The sequence below is a fragment of the Enemella evansiae genome (genome assembly GCF_004362375.1).
Classification (GTDB): domain Bacteria; phylum Actinomycetota; class Actinomycetes; order Propionibacteriales; family Propionibacteriaceae; genus Enemella; species Enemella evansiae.
Genome location: NZ_SNXA01000008.1, coordinates 1,018,687 through 1,036,007 on the forward strand (window position 1 = coordinate 1,018,687; position 17,321 = coordinate 1,036,007).

The 17,321-nt window shown below is 68.4% G+C and carries 13 protein-coding genes and 1 pseudogene; 7 read left to right on the forward strand and 7 right to left on the reverse strand.

Annotation, left to right across the window (positions count from 1 at the left end):
* Positions 1-46 precede the first annotated feature (46 nt).
* Positions 47-325 (forward strand): antibiotic biosynthesis monooxygenase family protein, encoded by a 279-nt coding sequence (locus tag C8D81_RS05460; protein WP_094401004.1) that lies wholly within the window; start codon positions 47-49, stop codon positions 323-325.
* Between the two features lie 93 nt (positions 326-418).
* Here C8D81_RS05460 and C8D81_RS05465 read toward each other — a convergent pair whose 3' ends face one another.
* The 3 genes and pseudogenes from C8D81_RS05465 to C8D81_RS21910 form a co-directional block, all read right to left on the reverse strand.
* Positions 419-826, reverse strand: coding sequence for a RidA family protein (locus C8D81_RS05465; RefSeq protein ID WP_094357194.1), 408 nt, complete (start codon positions 824-826; stop codon positions 419-421).
* 13 nt (positions 827-839) lie between these two features.
* Positions 840-1,553: an HNH endonuclease signature motif containing protein gene (locus C8D81_RS05470; protein WP_166646681.1), complete on the reverse strand. Its 714-nt coding sequence runs from the start codon at positions 1,551-1,553 to the stop codon at positions 840-842.
* Between the two features lie 127 nt (positions 1,554-1,680).
* Positions 1,681-1,872: pseudogene (locus tag C8D81_RS21910) on the reverse strand (hypothetical protein); the annotation flags it as partial.
* Between the two features lie 78 nt (positions 1,873-1,950).
* Here C8D81_RS21910 and C8D81_RS21915 point away from each other — a divergent pair.
* Entirely contained in the window at positions 1,951-2,280 is a 330-nt protein-coding gene (locus C8D81_RS21915; RefSeq protein WP_133625679.1) for a hypothetical protein, read from the forward strand.
* Between the two features lie 52 nt (positions 2,281-2,332).
* Here the strand turns inward: C8D81_RS21915 and C8D81_RS05485 are convergent, their stop codons facing one another.
* The gene (locus C8D81_RS05485; protein WP_094431771.1) at positions 2,333-2,938 is read right to left on the reverse strand and encodes a hypothetical protein; all 606 of its coding nucleotides are present in this window, start codon (positions 2,936-2,938) and stop codon (positions 2,333-2,335) included.
* Between the two features lie 293 nt (positions 2,939-3,231).
* Positions 3,232-3,813: a hypothetical protein gene (locus tag C8D81_RS05490; RefSeq protein ID WP_133625680.1), complete on the reverse strand. Its 582-nt coding sequence runs from the start codon at positions 3,811-3,813 to the stop codon at positions 3,232-3,234.
* A 176-nt stretch (positions 3,814-3,989) separates the two neighbouring features.
* Between C8D81_RS05490 and C8D81_RS05495 the strand changes: the two genes are divergently transcribed.
* Entirely contained in the window at positions 3,990-4,259 is a 270-nt protein-coding gene (locus tag C8D81_RS05495; protein WP_133625681.1) for a hypothetical protein, read from the forward strand.
* A 106-nt stretch (positions 4,260-4,365) separates the two neighbouring features.
* On the opposite strand, the gene C8D81_RS05500 is transcribed toward C8D81_RS05495, so the two are convergent.
* On the reverse strand, positions 4,366-7,377 hold the full coding sequence (locus C8D81_RS05500) for an arabinosyltransferase domain-containing protein (RefSeq protein ID WP_133625682.1): 3,012 nt from the start codon (positions 7,375-7,377) through the stop codon (positions 4,366-4,368).
* Between the two features lie 8 nt (positions 7,378-7,385).
* Complete coding sequence (glgP, locus tag C8D81_RS05505; RefSeq protein WP_094357204.1) at positions 7,386-9,980, reverse strand: alpha-glucan family phosphorylase; 2,595 nt, start codon at positions 9,978-9,980, stop codon at positions 7,386-7,388.
* A 62-nt stretch (positions 9,981-10,042) separates the two neighbouring features.
* Here glgP and C8D81_RS05510 point away from each other — a divergent pair, with 62 nt between their 5' ends.
* The 4 genes from C8D81_RS05510 (at position 10,043) to glgB (ending at position 17,276) form a co-directional block, all read left to right on the forward strand.
* On the forward strand, positions 10,043-12,124 hold the full coding sequence (locus C8D81_RS05510) for an alpha-1,4-glucan--maltose-1-phosphate maltosyltransferase (RefSeq protein WP_324252402.1): 2,082 nt from the start codon (positions 10,043-10,045) through the stop codon (positions 12,122-12,124).
* 67 nt (positions 12,125-12,191) lie between these two features.
* On the forward strand, positions 12,192-13,952 hold the full coding sequence (treS, locus tag C8D81_RS05515) for a maltose alpha-D-glucosyltransferase (protein ID WP_094431965.1): 1,761 nt from the start codon (positions 12,192-12,194) through the stop codon (positions 13,950-13,952).
* Positions 13,933-15,345, forward strand: a complete 1,413-nt coding sequence (locus C8D81_RS05520; protein WP_094431778.1) for a maltokinase N-terminal cap-like domain-containing protein — start codon at positions 13,933-13,935, stop codon at positions 15,343-15,345. Before treS ends, C8D81_RS05520 begins: the two co-directional genes overlap by 20 nt.
* On the forward strand, positions 15,342-17,276 hold the full coding sequence (glgB, locus tag C8D81_RS05525; RefSeq protein WP_094431781.1) for a 1,4-alpha-glucan branching protein GlgB: 1,935 nt from the start codon (positions 15,342-15,344) through the stop codon (positions 17,274-17,276). The genes C8D81_RS05520 and glgB overlap by 4 nt, the downstream gene beginning before the upstream one ends.
* The last annotated feature ends 45 nt before the right edge of the window (positions 17,277-17,321 follow it).

The following is a 17,321-nucleotide window of genomic DNA, read 5'->3' on the forward strand; positions in this document are numbered from 1 at the left end:
CATTCCGTAGTAGTTTCTGGAAGTTCTGTCCTGGAAGGAACAGTCCATGTCCGTTGTTGTCATCAATGCCCTTGAAGTCCCGGAGAACGCCGGGCCCGAGTTGGAGCAGCGGTTCGCCGCTCGCAAGCACTCGGTCGACGGGGCGCCGGGATTCGAGGGATTCCAACTGTTGCGCCCCACCGACGGGCGCGGCCAGTACTTCGTGGTGACCCGCTGGGCGAGCCAGCAGGATTTCGAGAACTGGCGCTCCGCCCGCACCCCGCGTACCGAACCCTCGGTGAGCACCTCGATGGACATCCTCCAGTTCGAGGTCGTCGACCTCTGACCCCGGAAGCCCACGCTGCCCGAGTAGCGGCCATGCGCAGCGAACGGAGCAATGGCCGCGTGTCGAAGGGCCACGACCCAACCGACGCGCGTGTCAATCCACGACGGCGGCGACGGCCTCGATCTCGACGAGCTGATCGTCGTAGCCCAGCACCGTGACACCCATCAGGGTGCTGGGCACATCGTGGTCGCCGAACGCGTCCCGTACGACCTCCCAGGCCGCGACCAGGTCGGCCTGCCGGGTGGAGGCGACCAGCACGCGCGTACTCACCACGTCCGCGATCGTCGCTCCGGCGGCGCGCAGGGCCTCGGCCAGGTTCTCGACGCAGCTGGCTGCCTGACCGGCATAGTCACCGACCGCCGCGGTCGAACCGTCCGGTTGCAGCGGGCAGGCGCCGGCGAGGAAGATCAGCCTCGCGCCCGGCTCGACAGCCGCCGCGTAGGCGTACTCGGCGACATCGCTGAGCGCATCGGATCGGACGAGTCGGACGGCATCACCCATGGCATCAATGCTGTCACATCAGGAAGCGGGCGTGGCGGCGCGGACGACGGACCGGGTCGAACAATGCCGGCGGGATGATCACCGGAAGCCCTTCGACCATGCGGATCGCCCAACGGTACGGATTGTCCCGATCCCAGGGTCTGTCGCGGCCGGGTTCGACCGTTCGGTGATGATGCGGGCAGAGCAGGGCCAGGTTGGCCAGGCATGTCGGGCCGTCCGCCCACCACGGTCGCACGTGGTGGGCTTCGCAGTCACCGGGCGGCCGGTCGCAGCCAGGGAAGACGCATCCCCGGTCCCGCGCCCCCAGCGCCGCCCTGATGCCGGGGGTGACCAGCCGGTGCAGCTGGCCCACGTCCAGCGGGATCCCCTTGCCGTCCAGGGTGATCGGGAGGATGTCGGCGTCACAGGCGAGTCGGCGTACCTCGGTCGCCGAAAGCTGTTCTCCGCAAGGAACCTGCGCGGACGCCAGTCCCGCGCGCAGGTCGTCCAGCGTCGTGAGCACGGTGATCCTGGGTCGATCGCCGCCGTGGCTGGGCGCGTCAGCGGTTGCGGTCGCCCGGCGGATGATCAGCAGCAGCGCATCTGCCCGGGCCTGGGCTCTGGTCATCGGCACCTGACGGCCCGGTGGCTGCTCGGCGCAGCGGGCCCATATCGATTGGGCATGAGCGTCGACGAGCACCCGCAGCTGTTCCCCGTCGGCCAGCGGAACCGATCCGGCGATAATCATCGAGCCACCCGTCGGGAACGATCGACAGGCACCGGTGCTGCTCGGCCGACCGCTGCTCGGCTTCCAGACGGGCCGCATCGGCGGAGTCGAAGCCGTCGGGATCGAGACGCTCCCAGATCGCTCGGGACATCCGCCGCAGATCGTCGGGGTCGAACTGGTCGGCGAAATGGACCATCATCGTCTGCGCCGTGTCACTGGCGGCCGACGGAAGGTCTGCAGGAAGCTTCTTCAATCCTGCCAGGATTCCCTGCGCCTGATCGACCGACACCCGTCCCTTGGCGAATGCATCGAAGACCGTCGAGAACCGGTCCAGCTCCATCGCCTCGCGAACCAGCGCGCGGGCCTATCGACCGGTGCGGCCGTGCGTACTCCGGAGGAACGTGGCCGTGGAACACAGGTGGACACGCTCGGCAGCTTCGCGGCGCTCGACCTCCGCGATCACCCTCGCACGGGCGGCATGGGCGAGGGATACGAGCCGATCGAGTTCTTCGACGGTGGCCAGAACCTCCTTGTCGGTGAGCAGCGCCAGTCGGGTCAGCGAGGGCACGACCGCCTCGACCGAGGCCATGCCGACCCCGGTCTGCTGATCGGCTCAGTTGCTGTTCATGGATCCAGTCAAACAGGGAGCACTGACAAAAGCTGGGTGGAGAGATTCGCGGAATCGCCTGTGCACAACGAGATTGCTGGGGTTCATCTCGACACGCTCGCTGCGCGAGCTACTCGATGAACGTGGGGTACACGCTCGCTGCGCGAACTACTCGATGGGTGTGGGTGTCGGTTCAGCCACCGGTACGGACCGAGACCAGCTCCCCGACCGGCAGCTGGGTGACCGGTCCCTGGCGCTCCAGCGGGAGTACACCGGACTGGCCCAGTGCGGACCAACTGATCTCCCAGCGGGTGGTCGCGGCGACCGAGTATTTTCCCTTGGGCAGTGAGGGTTCCTGATAGCGGTGGCCGCAGCTCGGTGACTCGGTACCGGGTTGCACTCCCGGATGGTAGGGCGTCGTCATCCCGCAGAACTTGACGGTGCCGTCACCGAGGTCGAACTTCGTGGTGACCCGGCGGGCGGACAGGTTCAGGGTGATGCCCTGCTCCGTGACGGTGCGGTCGATCCGATCGGGCCCGGTGCTCCAGAGCCAGAGCGGGTAGCCGACGACCGCCATCTTCCATTCGTTGACCTTCGGGTCCGGCCCGATGTTCGCGGTGGGCGCCGGGATCTCCAACTGCAGCACGGCTCGGCGGGCGACCTCGCGCGGATCCGGCGGTGGCGGTGCGGCGGGTGCCGGACCGGGCCCACTCGGCGCCGCGGGCTGACACATCGACGCGGTGTTCCCGGTGACCGCCAGCATCGCGCACTGCGCCTGTACCACCTCGGCCGCAGTCATTGATCCATTGACCAACCCAGGGTCATCCAGTACAGACTGGGGATACGAGGGACCGGAACTTCCTCCGCCACCGCCGCTACGACTCGACCTGCCGCCAGCGGTAGGCGCCTGCTCCGCGGGAGGGTCCGGATCCTGTGGTCGATCCCGCTCGGTCCCAGTCAACTTTGCCCCGTTGTTGGTCTGCTGCGCGATCGCTGAGCCCGCGTTGCCCCCTTTCCCCGGGGGACTGAAGGCGGATGCCTCCGTAGCGACCGATAACACCAGGACAAGTGCCCCAGCCGAGCAAGTCAGCTTCACCAGTCGCATTGCTGGACCTCAGAAGTTTCGATGTCGACCAGCTTGACTCGGCCGTTCACCAGTTTGCCGTAGACGAAACCCTGCCAGAGTCGATTGCGCTCTGTGGCTCCGTTCGGGTAGACGGCCGAGGAACCTCGTCGATCCTCACAGACCTGAAGGGTCAGTCGCCGATCCGAACCGCTCTTCTCCGCGCTTGGCACGGAACGACTCTTCGTCGTGGCCGGGGCCCCCTCGACCCGGTAACCCACTGCCTTCTGATCTCTCAGAAAGGCCATGTCCAGATCCAGATACCCCGGGTCCTCGACCTCGAGCATCTTCGCGGACGGTTGATCTGCTCCCCCTTCGCGGGACAATCGCTCGAACTCATCGAAGGCGATCTGGTAGGCCGCCTGGGCCTGCTTGGTGAGCTCCTCCTGGCTGGGCGTCGGGCTGGCGGAGGGTGTCGCCGACGCACTCGTCGCCGGACCCGGCGTACCGGTGCTCGTCTCCCCCGGTTGTCCGCCCGCAGAACTGGTATTACATCCGACCAGGGCGAATGCCAGCACCGAAAGCAACGCGGCACTGCGTCGAGCAACCATCGGACCCTCCCCGGGGTGGTGGGATGCCGAACAGTCTGCCGCTCCCGCGGTTCGGGGGCCAGCTCTTTATCCACACTCGCCAGTCCGCTCGCTGCACGGCGTGTACGGCTGGTGATCTGGACAGCTCTCCCGACCCGCGGTGAGAGGGTGTGCAATTCACGGGTTGAGTTGGCCGCGTGATCGCGACGACTTCACCGCCACCGACCCCGGTGCGCTGGACCCGCCCCGCCAGCGCGGCCTGCGAGATTTGCGGCTCGATCGCAGAATCGACCGATCTGGGCACCGATTGGGAATCGAGCCGCAGATTTCGGCGGGCTGAGCAGGACGAGAGCGTGCGTCCGCTCCTGAGGCGCGAACCGGTGCTCGGCGGGTTCATCTCGACACGCTCGCTGCGCGAGCTACTCGATGAACGTGAGACGGCGCTCGCTGCGCGAGCTACTCGATGAACGTGAGACGGCGCTCGCTGCGCGAGCTACTCGATGAACGTGAGACGGCGCTTGCTGCGCGAGCTGCTCGATGAACGTGATGGCGCGAGCTAAGCGACGAACGGGATCAGGGGACGGTGGGGACGGGATCCCAACCGTTGCGTACGCGGCCGCCGAGAATCGGTGCGCCGGCGTCGGTTCCATACATCGGGTCGAGGCGCACCAGGTCGAGCGCGGACATGTCGGACTCGCTGTAATCGTCAAGGGCATAGACCGGTACCCGGGAGGGCACGGTCAGGCCGAGTACGCCGGCGAACGGGCCACCACTGCGGGAGTTGTAGCTGATGTTGCCCGGTTGCCGGGAGTCAGACAGCAGATAATCCGCGATCTCGACCCGACCCCGGCTCTCCCGCGGAGTGTCGAAGCACGGCCCGAAGAAGGCGAGATTCCAGGCGATCGCGACCTTCTTCTCCTGCACCAGCTCGAGCAGCGGCCGAGTCACCGGTACCCGGGGTGCGGACACCACGAACGGCTCGACCTCCCCGGTCTTCGGATCCGGCATCGGCGCCCCGTCCGACTCGGCGACCAGCCGGAAGCTGGACACCCGGTTCCCGGGCTCCACCCGGATATCGCTCAGCGCGCTCGTGCCCAGGGTTTTGCGCGTCGCCGACAGTTGCTTCGACGAACCGTCGTTGAACTCCACCCGGACGCGGTGCCCGGCATCGAGGCCCGAGGCGGCGATCACCAGCGGCCATCGCCCCCCTCCGTGGACCGAATCGGACCAGTCGTACCAACCGGTCTCCAGCCGATCCGGGGCGGCCGGATTCGCTGTCCAGACAGGCAATCCCGCATCCGTCCCGTCGAACGGCATCGCCCCGCTGGTGCGCAGCACCCCCGCCGACGGATCGGGCTCGTAGGCCAGCGAACGCGCCAGCTTGCACGGCTCCCCCGCCATCGCCGACAGCACCGCCGACGCCATCGTGTAGCGGTCCGGTCCCCGCAGGATCGCTGCCTGGGCGAAGTTCGCGTACTGCGATCCGACCAGCACCACCACCCCCAGGGTGTACGCCCCAGCGGCGCGGCCCGCGCGCCAACCGGCCCGCAGCCGACCGGCCCGCGGCCGACCGGCCCGCAGCCACCCGGGAAGACCCCGCCAGATGCAGACCCCGAGCAGCACACCGGCGAGCACCACGAACGGCCACACCGGTACCGGCCCGACCCGCAGCGGGTTCTTGTCCGCGAGCAGCCCGAGGGTGGACAGCTTCCACCAGGTGTTGTTGCCGTGCAGGGAAATCCCGAACATCGCCACCGAGCCACCGAGCAGCACCGCGGCGAATCCCCGCCCGCGATCGCGCTCCACCAGCCGCACGCAGGCGGCCATCGCGAGCGGTCCGAGGAGCAGCAGTGATCCGAAGTGGTGCGGCAGCTTCGTCGGGCTCAGCGCCATCGCCACCACCAGCCCGAGCGCGGTGCCGACGACCAGCCAGGCGACCCGCCGGTTCACCCCGGAGAGCATCCCCACCGCTCCCCGGCGTACCCGCCACAATCGCCAACCCAGCAGCACCAGCGCCACCGCGGCCAGATAGACCGTCCACTGCCGCGCGGCATACGACTGGTACAACCGCCAGTAGCGGATCGGGTCCATCCAGACAGGAAAAACCGGCCCATAGGTCGCGCGGGCGGAGTTCGACGACAGCACCGAGGTGAGGCTCTGATCGGCGAACATGATCGGCACCACCGCACCCAGGCAGGCCAACCAGGCAACCGAGACCGCCGCCAACCGCAACCGGTCGTGCCGGAGCCATCGCCACAGCGGCCGGACGGCGACCACGAATGGTGCCAGCGCGAGCAGCCCCGTCGGCCCGACGCCGACGGTGAGTCCGGCCACCAGTGCACCGACCAGCAACGGCCAGACCCACCGCCGGTGCAGCGCCACCAACACGCACCACACAACGATTCCCGAGCCAACCGCGAACCACAGCTCGGGCCGCAGCGCGTTGCAGAACACCAGCCAGAAGCCAGCGAAGCCGGCGAGCAGCGTGAGCCGCACCCAGGTGCCCGGCCGCGATACCAGCCGCGGCAGCAGACCGTGGCGTACCACCACCCAGCCGAGAATTGCCACCAGCAAGGGCAGAAGCCGCAACCAGACCGACTCCCAGGACACCGCGCCCCACCGCGACAACAGCTCGTAGAACCAGCCGAACGGTGCCTCCGGGGCGTTGTTCCAGCGCACATAGTTGCCCAGATAGCCGCTCATCGTCCGGGTCCGCAGGATCTGCGCGATGAACCCGTCGTCGTCGGTCGCGCCGCCGGCGATCACCCCGAACGCGAACACCGGTACCAGCACCAGATCGTCCCAGTGCCGCTTCCAGAATCCACCGCGGGTACGCCGCGGCGGCGCCGATGGTTGCCGCGGCCGACGGTCGGCCAGCACCGCGAACACCAGTGCAGCAAGGAGAAACACGCCGGCAACGACACCGAGTGCGATCTTCAACCCGGTCGGCGAACTGTCCCACTGGGTGTCCGCGACGACCTCGGCCTCGATACCCGGAGCCACCGGTGCCGGGGTCCGCGTGAACGACCCCGGTTCCCCCTGGCTGATCGGATCGTCGACGACATCGGGCGGCCAGTCCCCCGGCCCGGAGAAACCGTCGATGGCCGGCCGCAGATCCCCCCGTCGATCGACGAGCACCACGCCATCGCGCGAAACCCGGGTCCCCGCCGAGTCCATCGAAACGACCACCCGCCCACACGGGTACGCCCCAGCGCGCACCTCGGTCCCCCGGCTGGTCAGCACCAGTTCCCCACCGCGGACCGCGACATCGAGCCGCCCGGACCGCAGATCCGGATCGACCGCACGCACCGTCGTCAGCACCGGCCCGGCATCGGGTCCGATCACCGCACAGTCCAACGACAGCGTCACTCGCTCGGGTCGGTAGGGGTTCAGCGGCAACGCGACGGGGCCGTCGGCGCTGCGCCACTGATAGGTCGCGGTGTGCTGCAACACCGGTGCCAGCGGGAAGGCGAGCATGCACAGTCCGGCCAGCAGTGCCAGCACCAGCACCGCCCACCACCGCCGAGCGATCTGCCGGGCGTCTGGCCGAGCCCCCTGCCGGGGCCCGGCGTCGACCGGCTGCACCGCAGCACTCACATGGTACCCAGCGGCAGGGCGGCCACCCCCAGCTCGGCCGGGGTGGCCAGCAGCTGGTGCCGGGGCACCACGCGGACGGTGAATCCGACCAGGCCGGTCTGCCCGGCCTCCCGGGTGACCTGGTAGCGGCGATACCCCTCCGCATCCACCGCCGCCGCGCCGGCCCCGTTCATCACGACGGTGGTCACGTCGTGCAGTTCGTCGTCGGCGTCCAACGATCCGGAGACCAGCTGCACCTCGACATCCTCGGGTGTCAGCTCGCCGAGCCTGACCTGGGCGGAGAAGGCGATCTGCTGGCCGACCTCGACGGTGCCGGTGTTGCTGGATTCCACGTGCTCGACGCGCACCTGGGGCCAGGCGGCCCGGATCCGGCGTTTCCAGGCGGCGAGTTCACCGGCACAGGCGGCGTCCATCGCCCGCTGCGCGCGCGCCGCGGGGGCGTACAACTCGGTGACGTAGTCGCGCACCATCCGCGAGGCCAGCACCCGCGGCCCGAGCCCGGAAATGGTGTCGCGGATCATCTGGATCCAGCGCTGCGGCAGGCCATTGGCGTCCACGTCGTAGTAGCGCGGCACGATCTCGTTCTCGATGATCTCGTAGAGCGAGCGCGCCTCGGCGGCGTCCCGGGCGGCCGGGTCGCTGATCCCCTCCGCGGACGGGATCTCCCAGCCCCAGCGCGGGTCGTACCACTCGTCCCACCAGCCGTCGCGGATCGACAGATTCGCCGCCCCGTTCAGCGCCGCCTTCATCCCCGAGGTGCCGCACGCCTCATAGGGCCGCAGCGGATTGTTCAGCCAGACATCACACCCCGGATAGAGCGGCCGGGCCAGCGAGATGTCGTAATCGGGCAGGAACACGATCCGGTGCCGGATCTCCTCGTCGTCGGCGAACTGCACCATCGTCTGGATCAGGGCCTTGCCGGTGTCGTCGGCCGGATGCGATTTGCCGGCGATCACGATCTGCACCGGCCGCTGCGGATCCAGCAGCAGCCGCTTCAGCCGGTCCCGGTCGGTGAGCATCAGCGTCAGCCGCTTGTAGGAGGCGCCGCGGCGGGCGAAGCCGATGGTGAGCACCTTCGGGTCCAGCGCGCCGCCCACCCAGTCGGCGGAGATGCCGCGGTTGCGGCAGGACGCCGCCAGCCGCTGTCGCGCCTCGGAGATCAGATCGCCGCGCATCTGCCGTTTCAGCGACCAGATGGTGTTGTCATCGACATCGTCCAGGCCGGACCAGTCGTAGCCGTCCAATACCGTGTCGGCGTCCCCGGTCGGGCTCTGCAGCAGCTCCAGCAGCTCGGGGTGGATCCAGGTGCGGTGGTGCACCCCGTTGGTGATCGCGCCGATCGGCACCTCGGAGACGTCGTAGGCCGGCCACAGGCCGTGGAACATCTCCCGGGACACCTCGCCGTGCAGCTGGGACACCCCGTTGGCGCGCTGGCCGAGCCGGAAGCCCATCACCGCCATGTTGAACCGGCCCGGGTCCCCGCCTTCGTAGTCCTCGGCGCCGAGCGCCAGGATCCGGTCCAGCGGCAGTCCGTCGAAGTGCTGGAACTGGTCGACGATCAGCTCGCGGGGGAACCGGTCGATACCGGCCGGTACCGGGGTGTGGGTGGTGAACACATTGCCCGCCCGGGTCCGTTCGACCGCGGCGTCGAAGTCCATCCCCTGGCCCAGATATTCGCGGATCCGTTCCAAGCCGAGGAATCCGGCGTGGCCCTCGTTGGCGTGGTGGACGTCGGGTTCCGGATGGCCGGTGATCCGGCAGTACGCGCGGACCGCGCGGACGCCGCCGATGCCGAGCAGCACCTCCTGGGCGAGCCGGTGCTCGGTGCCCCCGCCGTAGAGCCGGTCGGTGATCATCCGCTGGTCATCGGCATTGCCCTCGATGTCGGCGTCCATCAGCACCAGCGGCACTCGGCCGACCTGCACCACCCAGAGCGCGGCCCGCAGCGTCCGGTTGCGCACCTCGACCTCGATGGTCACCTGCTCACCGTTCTCGGTCAGCGGCGAGACGGGCAGCGCGCTGGCGTCCAGGGTCGGGTAGCGCTCCTGCTGCCAGCCGCTGGCATCCAGCGACTGCCGGAAGTAGCCGTGTCGATAGAACAGTCCGACACCGATGATCGGTACGCCCAGGTCGGAGGCCGCCTTGAGGTGGTCGCCGGCCAGGATGCCCAGGCCGCCGGAATAGATCGGCAGCACCTCGGAGATGCCGAATTCGGCGGAGAAGTACGCCACCGCCCGCGGCGCGGGCGTCCCGGCGGCGTCCCGGCCAGCGTCCTCGCCGTCCTGGCCCGCGGCGTACTGCTGGAACCACAGCTCGGCGGATCGGTATTCGGCCAGGTCCTCACGGGCCCGGTCCAGGTTGCGGACGAACTTGGGGTCGGCGCTCAGCTTCTGCAGCCGGGCCGGATCGACCTGGGAGAGCAGCCGGATCGGGTCGTGTCCGACGGCGTCCCACAGCTTCGGGTCGACCGCACGGAACAGTTCGCGGGTGCCCTGGTGCCAGGACCAGCGCAGATTGGTGGCGAGTTCTTCCAGGGGACGCAGCGGCTCGGGGAGGACCGGCTGCACGACGAAACGACGAATTGCACGCACGGGGTCAACCTACCGGCCGTCCCCATCCTGACAGCGTTCGACGTGGCCGCTACGTTGGTCACGTGACTGCCAACAGGCCCGACAGCACCCTGCCCGAGACGAACCAGCCGGCCCGGCGCGCCGTCGAGGAGACAAGCCCCGCGCCGCATGCGGACACGACCGTGGTCGCCGACCTCGGCCACATCATCGGCCGGATCCCGGTCAGCAAGGTTTCCCCGGTCATTGAAGGCGGCGCCTATTCGGCGAAGGCCACCGAGGGCGAGCGGATCCCGATCCGCGCGACCGTGCTCCGCGAGGGGCACGATTCGGTGAACGCCGCGGTGATCCTGACCGATCCCGATGGCGTCGAGCACCGCGTCGACATGGCCCCCGGTGAACCGGTCGGCTTCGACCGCTGGGAGGCGTACGTCCGCCCCGACCGGCCCGGGAACTGGACCTTCCGCATCGAGGGCTGGGACGACCCGTGGGCGACCTGGCTGCACCATGCCGAGATCAAGCTGCCGGTCGGGCTCGATGTGGCGCTGGTGCTCGCCGAGGGCAAGCAGTTGTACGCCGAGGCGGCGGCCGCCGCGCGGCAGGCCGGTGACGAGGCGGCCACCCGCCGGCTGGAGCAGCTCGAACCGCTCTGCGACCCGGACTCGCCGGTCGGCGACCGGCTGGAGCAGTTGACCCACCGGGACGTGCGCGCGCTGATGACGAAATACGGTCCGCGCCGGCTGGTCACCCCCACCCCGGACTACCCGTTGTTCGTGGATCGTCGCCGCGCGCTGTTCAGCGCCTGGTACGAGTTCTTCCCCCGCTCCCAGGGCGCCCGCTACGACCAGGAGAACAAGCGCTGGATCTCCGGCGGCTTCGACTCCTCCCACGAACGGCTCGAGGCGGCCGCCGAGATGGGCTTCGACGTCGTCTACCTGCCGCCGATCCACCCGATCGGCTCGCAGTTCCGCAAGGGCCCGAACAACACCCTCACCCCCGGCCCGGCCGACCCCGGCTCGCCGTGGGCGATCGGCAACACCGACGGCGGCCACGACGCCCTGCACCCCGAGCTCGGTGACTGGGACGCCTTCGACCGGTTCGTCGCCCGGGCCAACGAGCTGGGCCTGGAGGTGGCGATGGACTTCGCCCTGCAGGCCTCCCCGGACCACCCATGGGTCACCGAGCATCCCGAATGGTTCACCGAGCGCATCGACGGCACCATCGCGTACGCGGAGAATCCGCCGAAGAAGTACCAGGACATCTACCCGATCAACTTCGACCGGGACCGCTCCGGGATCTACAAGGAGTCGCTGCGGCTGCTGAAGCTGTGGATGTCGCATGGGGTGCGGATCTTCCGCGTCGACAACCCGCACACCAAGCCGGTGGAGTTCTGGGCCTGGCTGCTCGCCGAGGTCCGGCGCACCGATCCCGACGTGCTCTTCCTCGCCGAGGCGTTCACCAAGCCGGAGATGATGCACCTGCTCGGCAAGGTCGGCTACCAGCAGTCCTACACCTACTTCACCTGGCGCAACGAGAAGTGGGAGCTGGAGGAATACCTCGGTGAGCTGACCACCGAGATGGATTCCTTCTATCGGCCCAACTTCTGGGTGAACACCCCCGACATCAACCCGAAGTTCCTGCAGACCTCCGGGCCGGCCGGGTTCGCGATCCGCGCGGTGCTGGCGGCGACCCTGTCGCCGAACTGGGGACTGTATTCGGGCTACGAGCTGTTCGAGGGCGAGCCGCTGCGCGTCGGCGGCGAGGAATACCTCGATTCGGAGAAGTACCAGTTCCGACCGCGGGACTGGTCGGGTGGCGAGCAGGGCAACCTCAACGGGTTGATCACCATGCTCAACAAGGTCCGCAACGAGCAGCCGGCGCTGCAGCAATTGCGTGACATCACCTTCCACCACGTCCCGAACAGCCAGATCATCGCCTATTCCAAGACCGATGGGGATTCGACGGTGATCGTGGCCTGCAGTCTCGATCCGCACGCCACCCAGGAGTCCGAGGTCTATCTGGACATGGCCGCCCTGGGCCGCGCCCAGGACTCGGTGCTGGAGGTCCACGACGTCATCACCGGCCAGGATTTCCGTTGGGGTGCACGCAATTTCGTCCGACTGACCCCGGCCGACCCGGCCCACGTGCTGGTCGTCGAGAATCGGTGATCCATCTGTGACTGAGACGGTCGACACCCATCCGACGGAGGAGCCGCTGCTGCCCGCGGACGCCGGCATGGATCCCACGGACCACGAGTGGTTCAAGAAGGCGGTCTTCTACGAGGTCCTGGTCCGCAGCTTCCACGACTCCAACGGTGACGGCATCGGCGATTTCGCCGGCCTGGCAGAGAAACTCGACTATCTGCAGTGGCTCGGCGTGGACTGCCTGTGGCTGCCGCCGTTCTTCCCCTCCCCGCTGCTGGACGGCGGTTACGACGTCAGCGACTACACCTCGGTGCTGCCGCTGCTCGGCACCGTCGATGAGTTCCGGCAGTTCGTCGAGGGCGCCCACGAGCGCGGCATCCGGATCATCATCGACTTCGTGATGAACCACACCTCCGATCAGCATCCGTGGTTCCAGCAGTCCCGCAGCGATCCCGACGGGCCCTACGGCGACTACTACGTCTGGTCCGACGGCGGCCCCGCCGAGGGCCAGGTGCCCGAGGCGTACTCCGATGCCCGGATCATCTTCGTCGACACCGAGGCCTCCAACTGGACCTATGACGAGGTCCGCGGGCAGTACTTCTGGCACCGCTTCTATTCCCACCAGCCCGACCTCAACTTCGAGAACCCGAAGGTGCTGGTCGAGATGCTGGAGGCGATCCGCTTCTGGCTGCGGATGGGCATCGACGGCTTCCGGTTGGACGCGGTCCCCTATCTGATCGAGGAGGACGGCACCAACTGCGAGAACCTGGGCGGCACCCATCGGATCCTCAAGGCGGTGCGGCGGATGGTGGACACCGAGTTCCCCGGCCGGATCCTGCTCTGCGAGGCCAACCAGTGGCCGCATGATGTCGTCGAATATTTCGGCAACGACGACGAATGCCAGATGGCGTTCCACTTCCCGGTGATGCCGCGGCTCTACATGGGGCTGAAGCAGCAGTCCCGCGCCTGCATCTCCGAGATCCTCGCCGACACCCCCGAGATCCCGCCGGGCTGCCAGTGGGGCACCTTCCTGCGCAACCACGACGAGCTCACCCTGGAGATGGTCTCGGAGGAGGACCGCGACTACATCTGGTCCGAGTACGCCCCGGACCCGCGGATGAAGTGCAATATCGGCATCCGCCGCCGGCTGGCGCCGCTGGTCGACGGCGATCTCAAGCAGGTGCATCTGCTGCATGCGCTGCTGCTGGGTCTGCCCGGGTCGCCGGTGCTCTACTACGGCGACGAGATCGGGATGGGCGACAACATCTGGTTGCACGACCGCGACGGGGTGCGTACGCCGATGCAATGGTCCGCCGAGCCGGGCGCCGGTTTCTCCGAGGCCGAGGAGGATTCCTTCCATCTGCCGCTGGTCCAGGACCCGTGGTACGCCAAGGAGGGCGTCAACGTCGAGCAGCAGATGATGGATCCCGGTTCGCTGCTGATCTGGCTGCGCGCGATGCTGGTGATCCGGCGCAACCATCCGGTCTTCGGTCTGGGTGACTTCACCGACCTGGGCGGGGCGAACGAGAAGGTGTTCTCCTTCCTGCGTTCGCATCGCGGCGAGGACGGTACGCGGATGTCGGTGCTGTGTGTGAACAACCTCTCCCCCGATCCGCAGACCGTGCACCTGGATCTGTCCCGGTTCCGCGGGTTGGTGCCCTTCGACCTGCTCCGCGACGACGATCACCACCCGATCGACATCGAGACCGCGCACGACTACCAGATCGACATCGCCGGCCACGGGTTCCTCTGGCTGCGGATCATGGCCGACGATCCCGATCTGACCGAGCCCGAGCCGACCGAGCCCGAGCCGACCGAGCAGGAGGGTGCCGATGACCCCGAACCGTCCTGACCTGGAATCGCCGGAAACCCTGCTCTGGCAGCACATCCAGCAAGCTCGCTGGTATGCCGGCAAGGGCCGCGACGCCGAACTGGTCGCCCTGCACCCGCTGCCCTGGTTGACCCCGCCCGGGGGCGCCGGCGCGGTCCGGTTGCTGGTCGCCGAGGTCGCCAACCGCGACGGCGACGCCGAGACCCACCACTACCTGCTGGCGCTCAGCTACCACGGCGCCGACACCACCGGTGACGCCGATTCGGCGATCGGCCGCTGCGCCGACCCCGAGCTCGGCGAGGTCGTGCTGCACGACGCGACCCGCGACCCGTTGGCCCAGGAGCTGCTGCTGGCCGCCGTCCTCGGCGCCGGTGAACGCAGCGACGACGACGCCCGGCTGGTCGCCGAGTTCGTCGACGGCAGCGAGGTCTCGGCGAGCCTGCCGCCGCGGATCTTCGGCGGCGAACAGTCCAACACCTCGATCATGTATGGCGAGGTGGCGATGCTGAAGCTGTTCCGCCGCCTCGAGCTCGGCGACAACCTCGACATCGAGATCCATCGCGCGCTCGCCGACGGCCCGGCCGCGGCCGATGTGGCCCGGCTCTACGGCTGGCTGACCGCCGAATGGCACGACACCGGCGGGGCGAGCTGCCGGGCCGATGCGGCGATGCTGGTCGAGCAGCTGCGTGAGGTCAGCGACGGCTGGCAGGTCGCGGTCGCCGCCGCCGGCTCCGGCGACGACTTCACCGGCCCGGCCGAGGAACTGGGCCGGGCGCTGCGCCAGGTGCACGAGGCGCTCGCCACCGCCTTCGGCACCGGCAACCGCACCGGTGCCGGCGCCGCGGAGCAGATGATCCGCCGACTGGCGGCCGCGGTCCGCGAGGTGCCCGCGCTGGCGGCGTACCAACCGGGCCTGGCAGCGATCTTCGGCACCCTCGCCGACACCGAGCTGGACACCCAGCGGGTGCACGGGGACTTCCATCTGGGCCAGACCCTGGTCGGCGCCGACGGCGGCTGGAAGATCATCGACTTCGAGGGCGAACCACTGAAGACCCTCGACGAGCGGCGCGAACCCGATACCGGCTGGCGGGATGTGGCCGGGCTGCTACGGTCGCTGGACTACGCCGGTGGCTTCGCGGAGCGCAGCGCCGGCACCGACCCGGCGACCGCGCGGGGTTGGGTGCAGCAGAACAGCAACGCCTTCCTGCGCGGATACACCGCGGGGCGGGCACTGACCGACGCCGAGCACACCGTGGTGGCGGCGTACCAGGCGGACAAAGCGGTCTACGAGGTGGTCTACGAGGCCCGGAATCGACCAGACTGGCTACCGATCCCGCTGACCGCGCTCGGCGCCCTCGCCGAGCACCGGTCGACCGACGATCCGCCCCACCACGACAGGGAGGCAGCACGATGAGCACCGAGACCCTTGGCGGCCTGACCGGCACCGAGCTGGAGGGATTCCACTCCGGCGGCGACACCGAGGTGTGGCGCCGCCTCGGCGCGCATCTGGTGGAGCAGCCCGGTGCCGACGGCGTACCCGTGAGCGGGGTGCGCTTCGCGGTCTGGGCGCCGAACGCGAACGAGGTCCGCGTCTACGGTGACTTCAACGGCTGGGACGGTGACTCGCATCCGATGCAGCGCGTCCCCGGCACCGGGGTGTGGGCGCTGTTCGTGCCCGAGGCGCACGCCGGTTCGGTCTACAAGTTCCGGGTGCACGGCGCCGACGGCCGCTGGATCGACAAGGCCGACCCGATGGCCCGCTTCGCCCAGTCGGCACCGGAGACCGCCTCGATCGTCTTCGAGAGCTCCTATGAATGGAGCGACGACGAGTGGCTGGAGAGGCGCGCCAAAGCGCAGGCGCACGCCGAGCCGATGAGCATCTACGAGGTGCATCTGGGCGGTTGGCGACCGGGCAAGACCTATGTCGAGCTGGCGCATGAGCTGGTGGAATACGTGACCTGGCAGGGATTCACCCATGTCGAGTTCCTGCCGCTGGCCCAGCATCCGTACGCCCCCAGCTGGGGCTATCAGGTGACCGGCTACTTCGCACCGATGTCGCAGTTCGGCACGCCCGATGAGTTCCGCTACCTGGTGGACACTCTCCACCAGGCCGGTATCGGAGTGATCATGGACTGGGTGCCGGGCCATTTCCCCAAGGACGAATGGGCCCTCGGCCGCTTCGACGGCACCGCGCTCTATGAGCATGCCGATCCGCGACAGGGCGAGCAGCCCGACTGGGGCACCTATGTGTTCAACTTCGGCCGCAACGAGGTCAAGTCGTTCCTGGTCTCCAACGCGCTCTACTGGATCACCGAGTTCCACATCGACGGGTTGCGTGTCGACGCGGTCGCCTCGATGCTCTATCTCGACTACTCCCGTGGCGACAACTGGGTGCCGAATGTCCACGGTGGCAGGGAAAATCTCGAAGCGGTCGACCTGCTGCGCTATGTGAACTCGCACCTCTATGCGCGGGTGCCCGGGGTGATGACGATCGCCGAGGAGTCCACCTCCTGGCCGGGGGTGACCCGGCCGGTGCACCACGGCGGGCTGGGCTTCGGCTTCAAATGGAACATGGGTTGGATGAACGACACCCTGCGCTATCTGGAGGAGGAGCCGGTCCACCGGCAATACCACCACAACCTGATGACCTTCGCGATGGTCTATTCCTTCTCGGAGAACTTCGTGCTGCCGATCAGCCACGACGAGGTCGTGCACGGCAAGGGCTCGATGGTCAACAAGGTGCCCGGGGACGACTGGCAGAAGTTCGCCTCGCTGCGCGCCTACTACGCGTTCATGTGGTCCCATCCGGGCAAGCAGCTGATCTTCATGGGCAACGAGTTCGGGCAGCGCTCGGAGTTCGATGAGTCCAAGGGTCTGGAGTGGTGGGTCTCGGATCTGTGGGGCCATGACGGGCTGCAGAAGCTGTTCCGCGATCTCAACAAGACCTACAAGGAACTGCCCTCCCTGTGGAAGCTGGACAACGACCCCAAGGGCTTCCGCTGGATCGACGCCAACGACGCCCAGGGCAATGTCTTCTCCTATCTGCGCACCGATGACCAGGGCCAGTGCCTGGCGGTGGCGGTGAACTTCTCCCCTGTCCCGCGGACCGGTTACACCCTGGGCCTGCCGCATGCCGGCGTCTGGCGCGAGGTGCTGAACACCGATTCGCCGGATTACGACGGCACCGGTCAGTGGGGCAACCTGGGTCAGGTCGAAGCGCGGGAGGTGCCGGCGCACGGACTGGAAGCGAGTGCGGAGATCACCGTGCCGCCGCTGGGTGCGGTCTGGCTGCTCTGGGATCCGCGCGAGACCGCCGAGCTGCCCGGCGACCCGGGGCTGCAGTGAGCGATCAGGGGCCTGCGGGTCAAGAGCCACAGCAGCCGGGTGAGT

Bases quoted from the DNA above. Each gene is read 5' to 3' on its own strand.
- C8D81_RS05485 (WP_094431771.1), bottom strand. From the start codon at position 2,938: ATGACTGCGGCCGAGGTGGTACAGGCGCAGTGCGCGATGCTGGCGGTC.
- C8D81_RS05520 (WP_094431778.1), top strand. From the start codon at position 13,933: ATGACCCCGAACCGTCCTGACCTGGAATCGCCGGAAACCCTGCTCTGG.
- C8D81_RS05465 (WP_094357194.1), bottom strand. From the start codon at position 826: ATGGGTGATGCCGTCCGACTCGTCCGATCCGATGCGCTCAGCGATGTC.
- C8D81_RS05460 (WP_094401004.1), top strand. From the start codon at position 47: ATGTCCGTTGTTGTCATCAATGCCCTTGAAGTCCCGGAGAACGCCGGG.
- glgB (WP_094431781.1), top strand. From the start codon at position 15,342: ATGAGCACCGAGACCCTTGGCGGCCTGACCGGCACCGAGCTGGAGGGA.
- treS (WP_094431965.1), top strand. From the start codon at position 12,192: ATGGATCCCACGGACCACGAGTGGTTCAAGAAGGCGGTCTTCTACGAG.
- C8D81_RS05490 (WP_133625680.1), bottom strand. From the start codon at position 3,813: ATGGTTGCTCGACGCAGTGCCGCGTTGCTTTCGGTGCTGGCATTCGCC.
- C8D81_RS05470 (WP_166646681.1), bottom strand. From the start codon at position 1,553: ATGATTATCGCCGGATCGGTTCCGCTGGCCGACGGGGAACAGCTGCGG.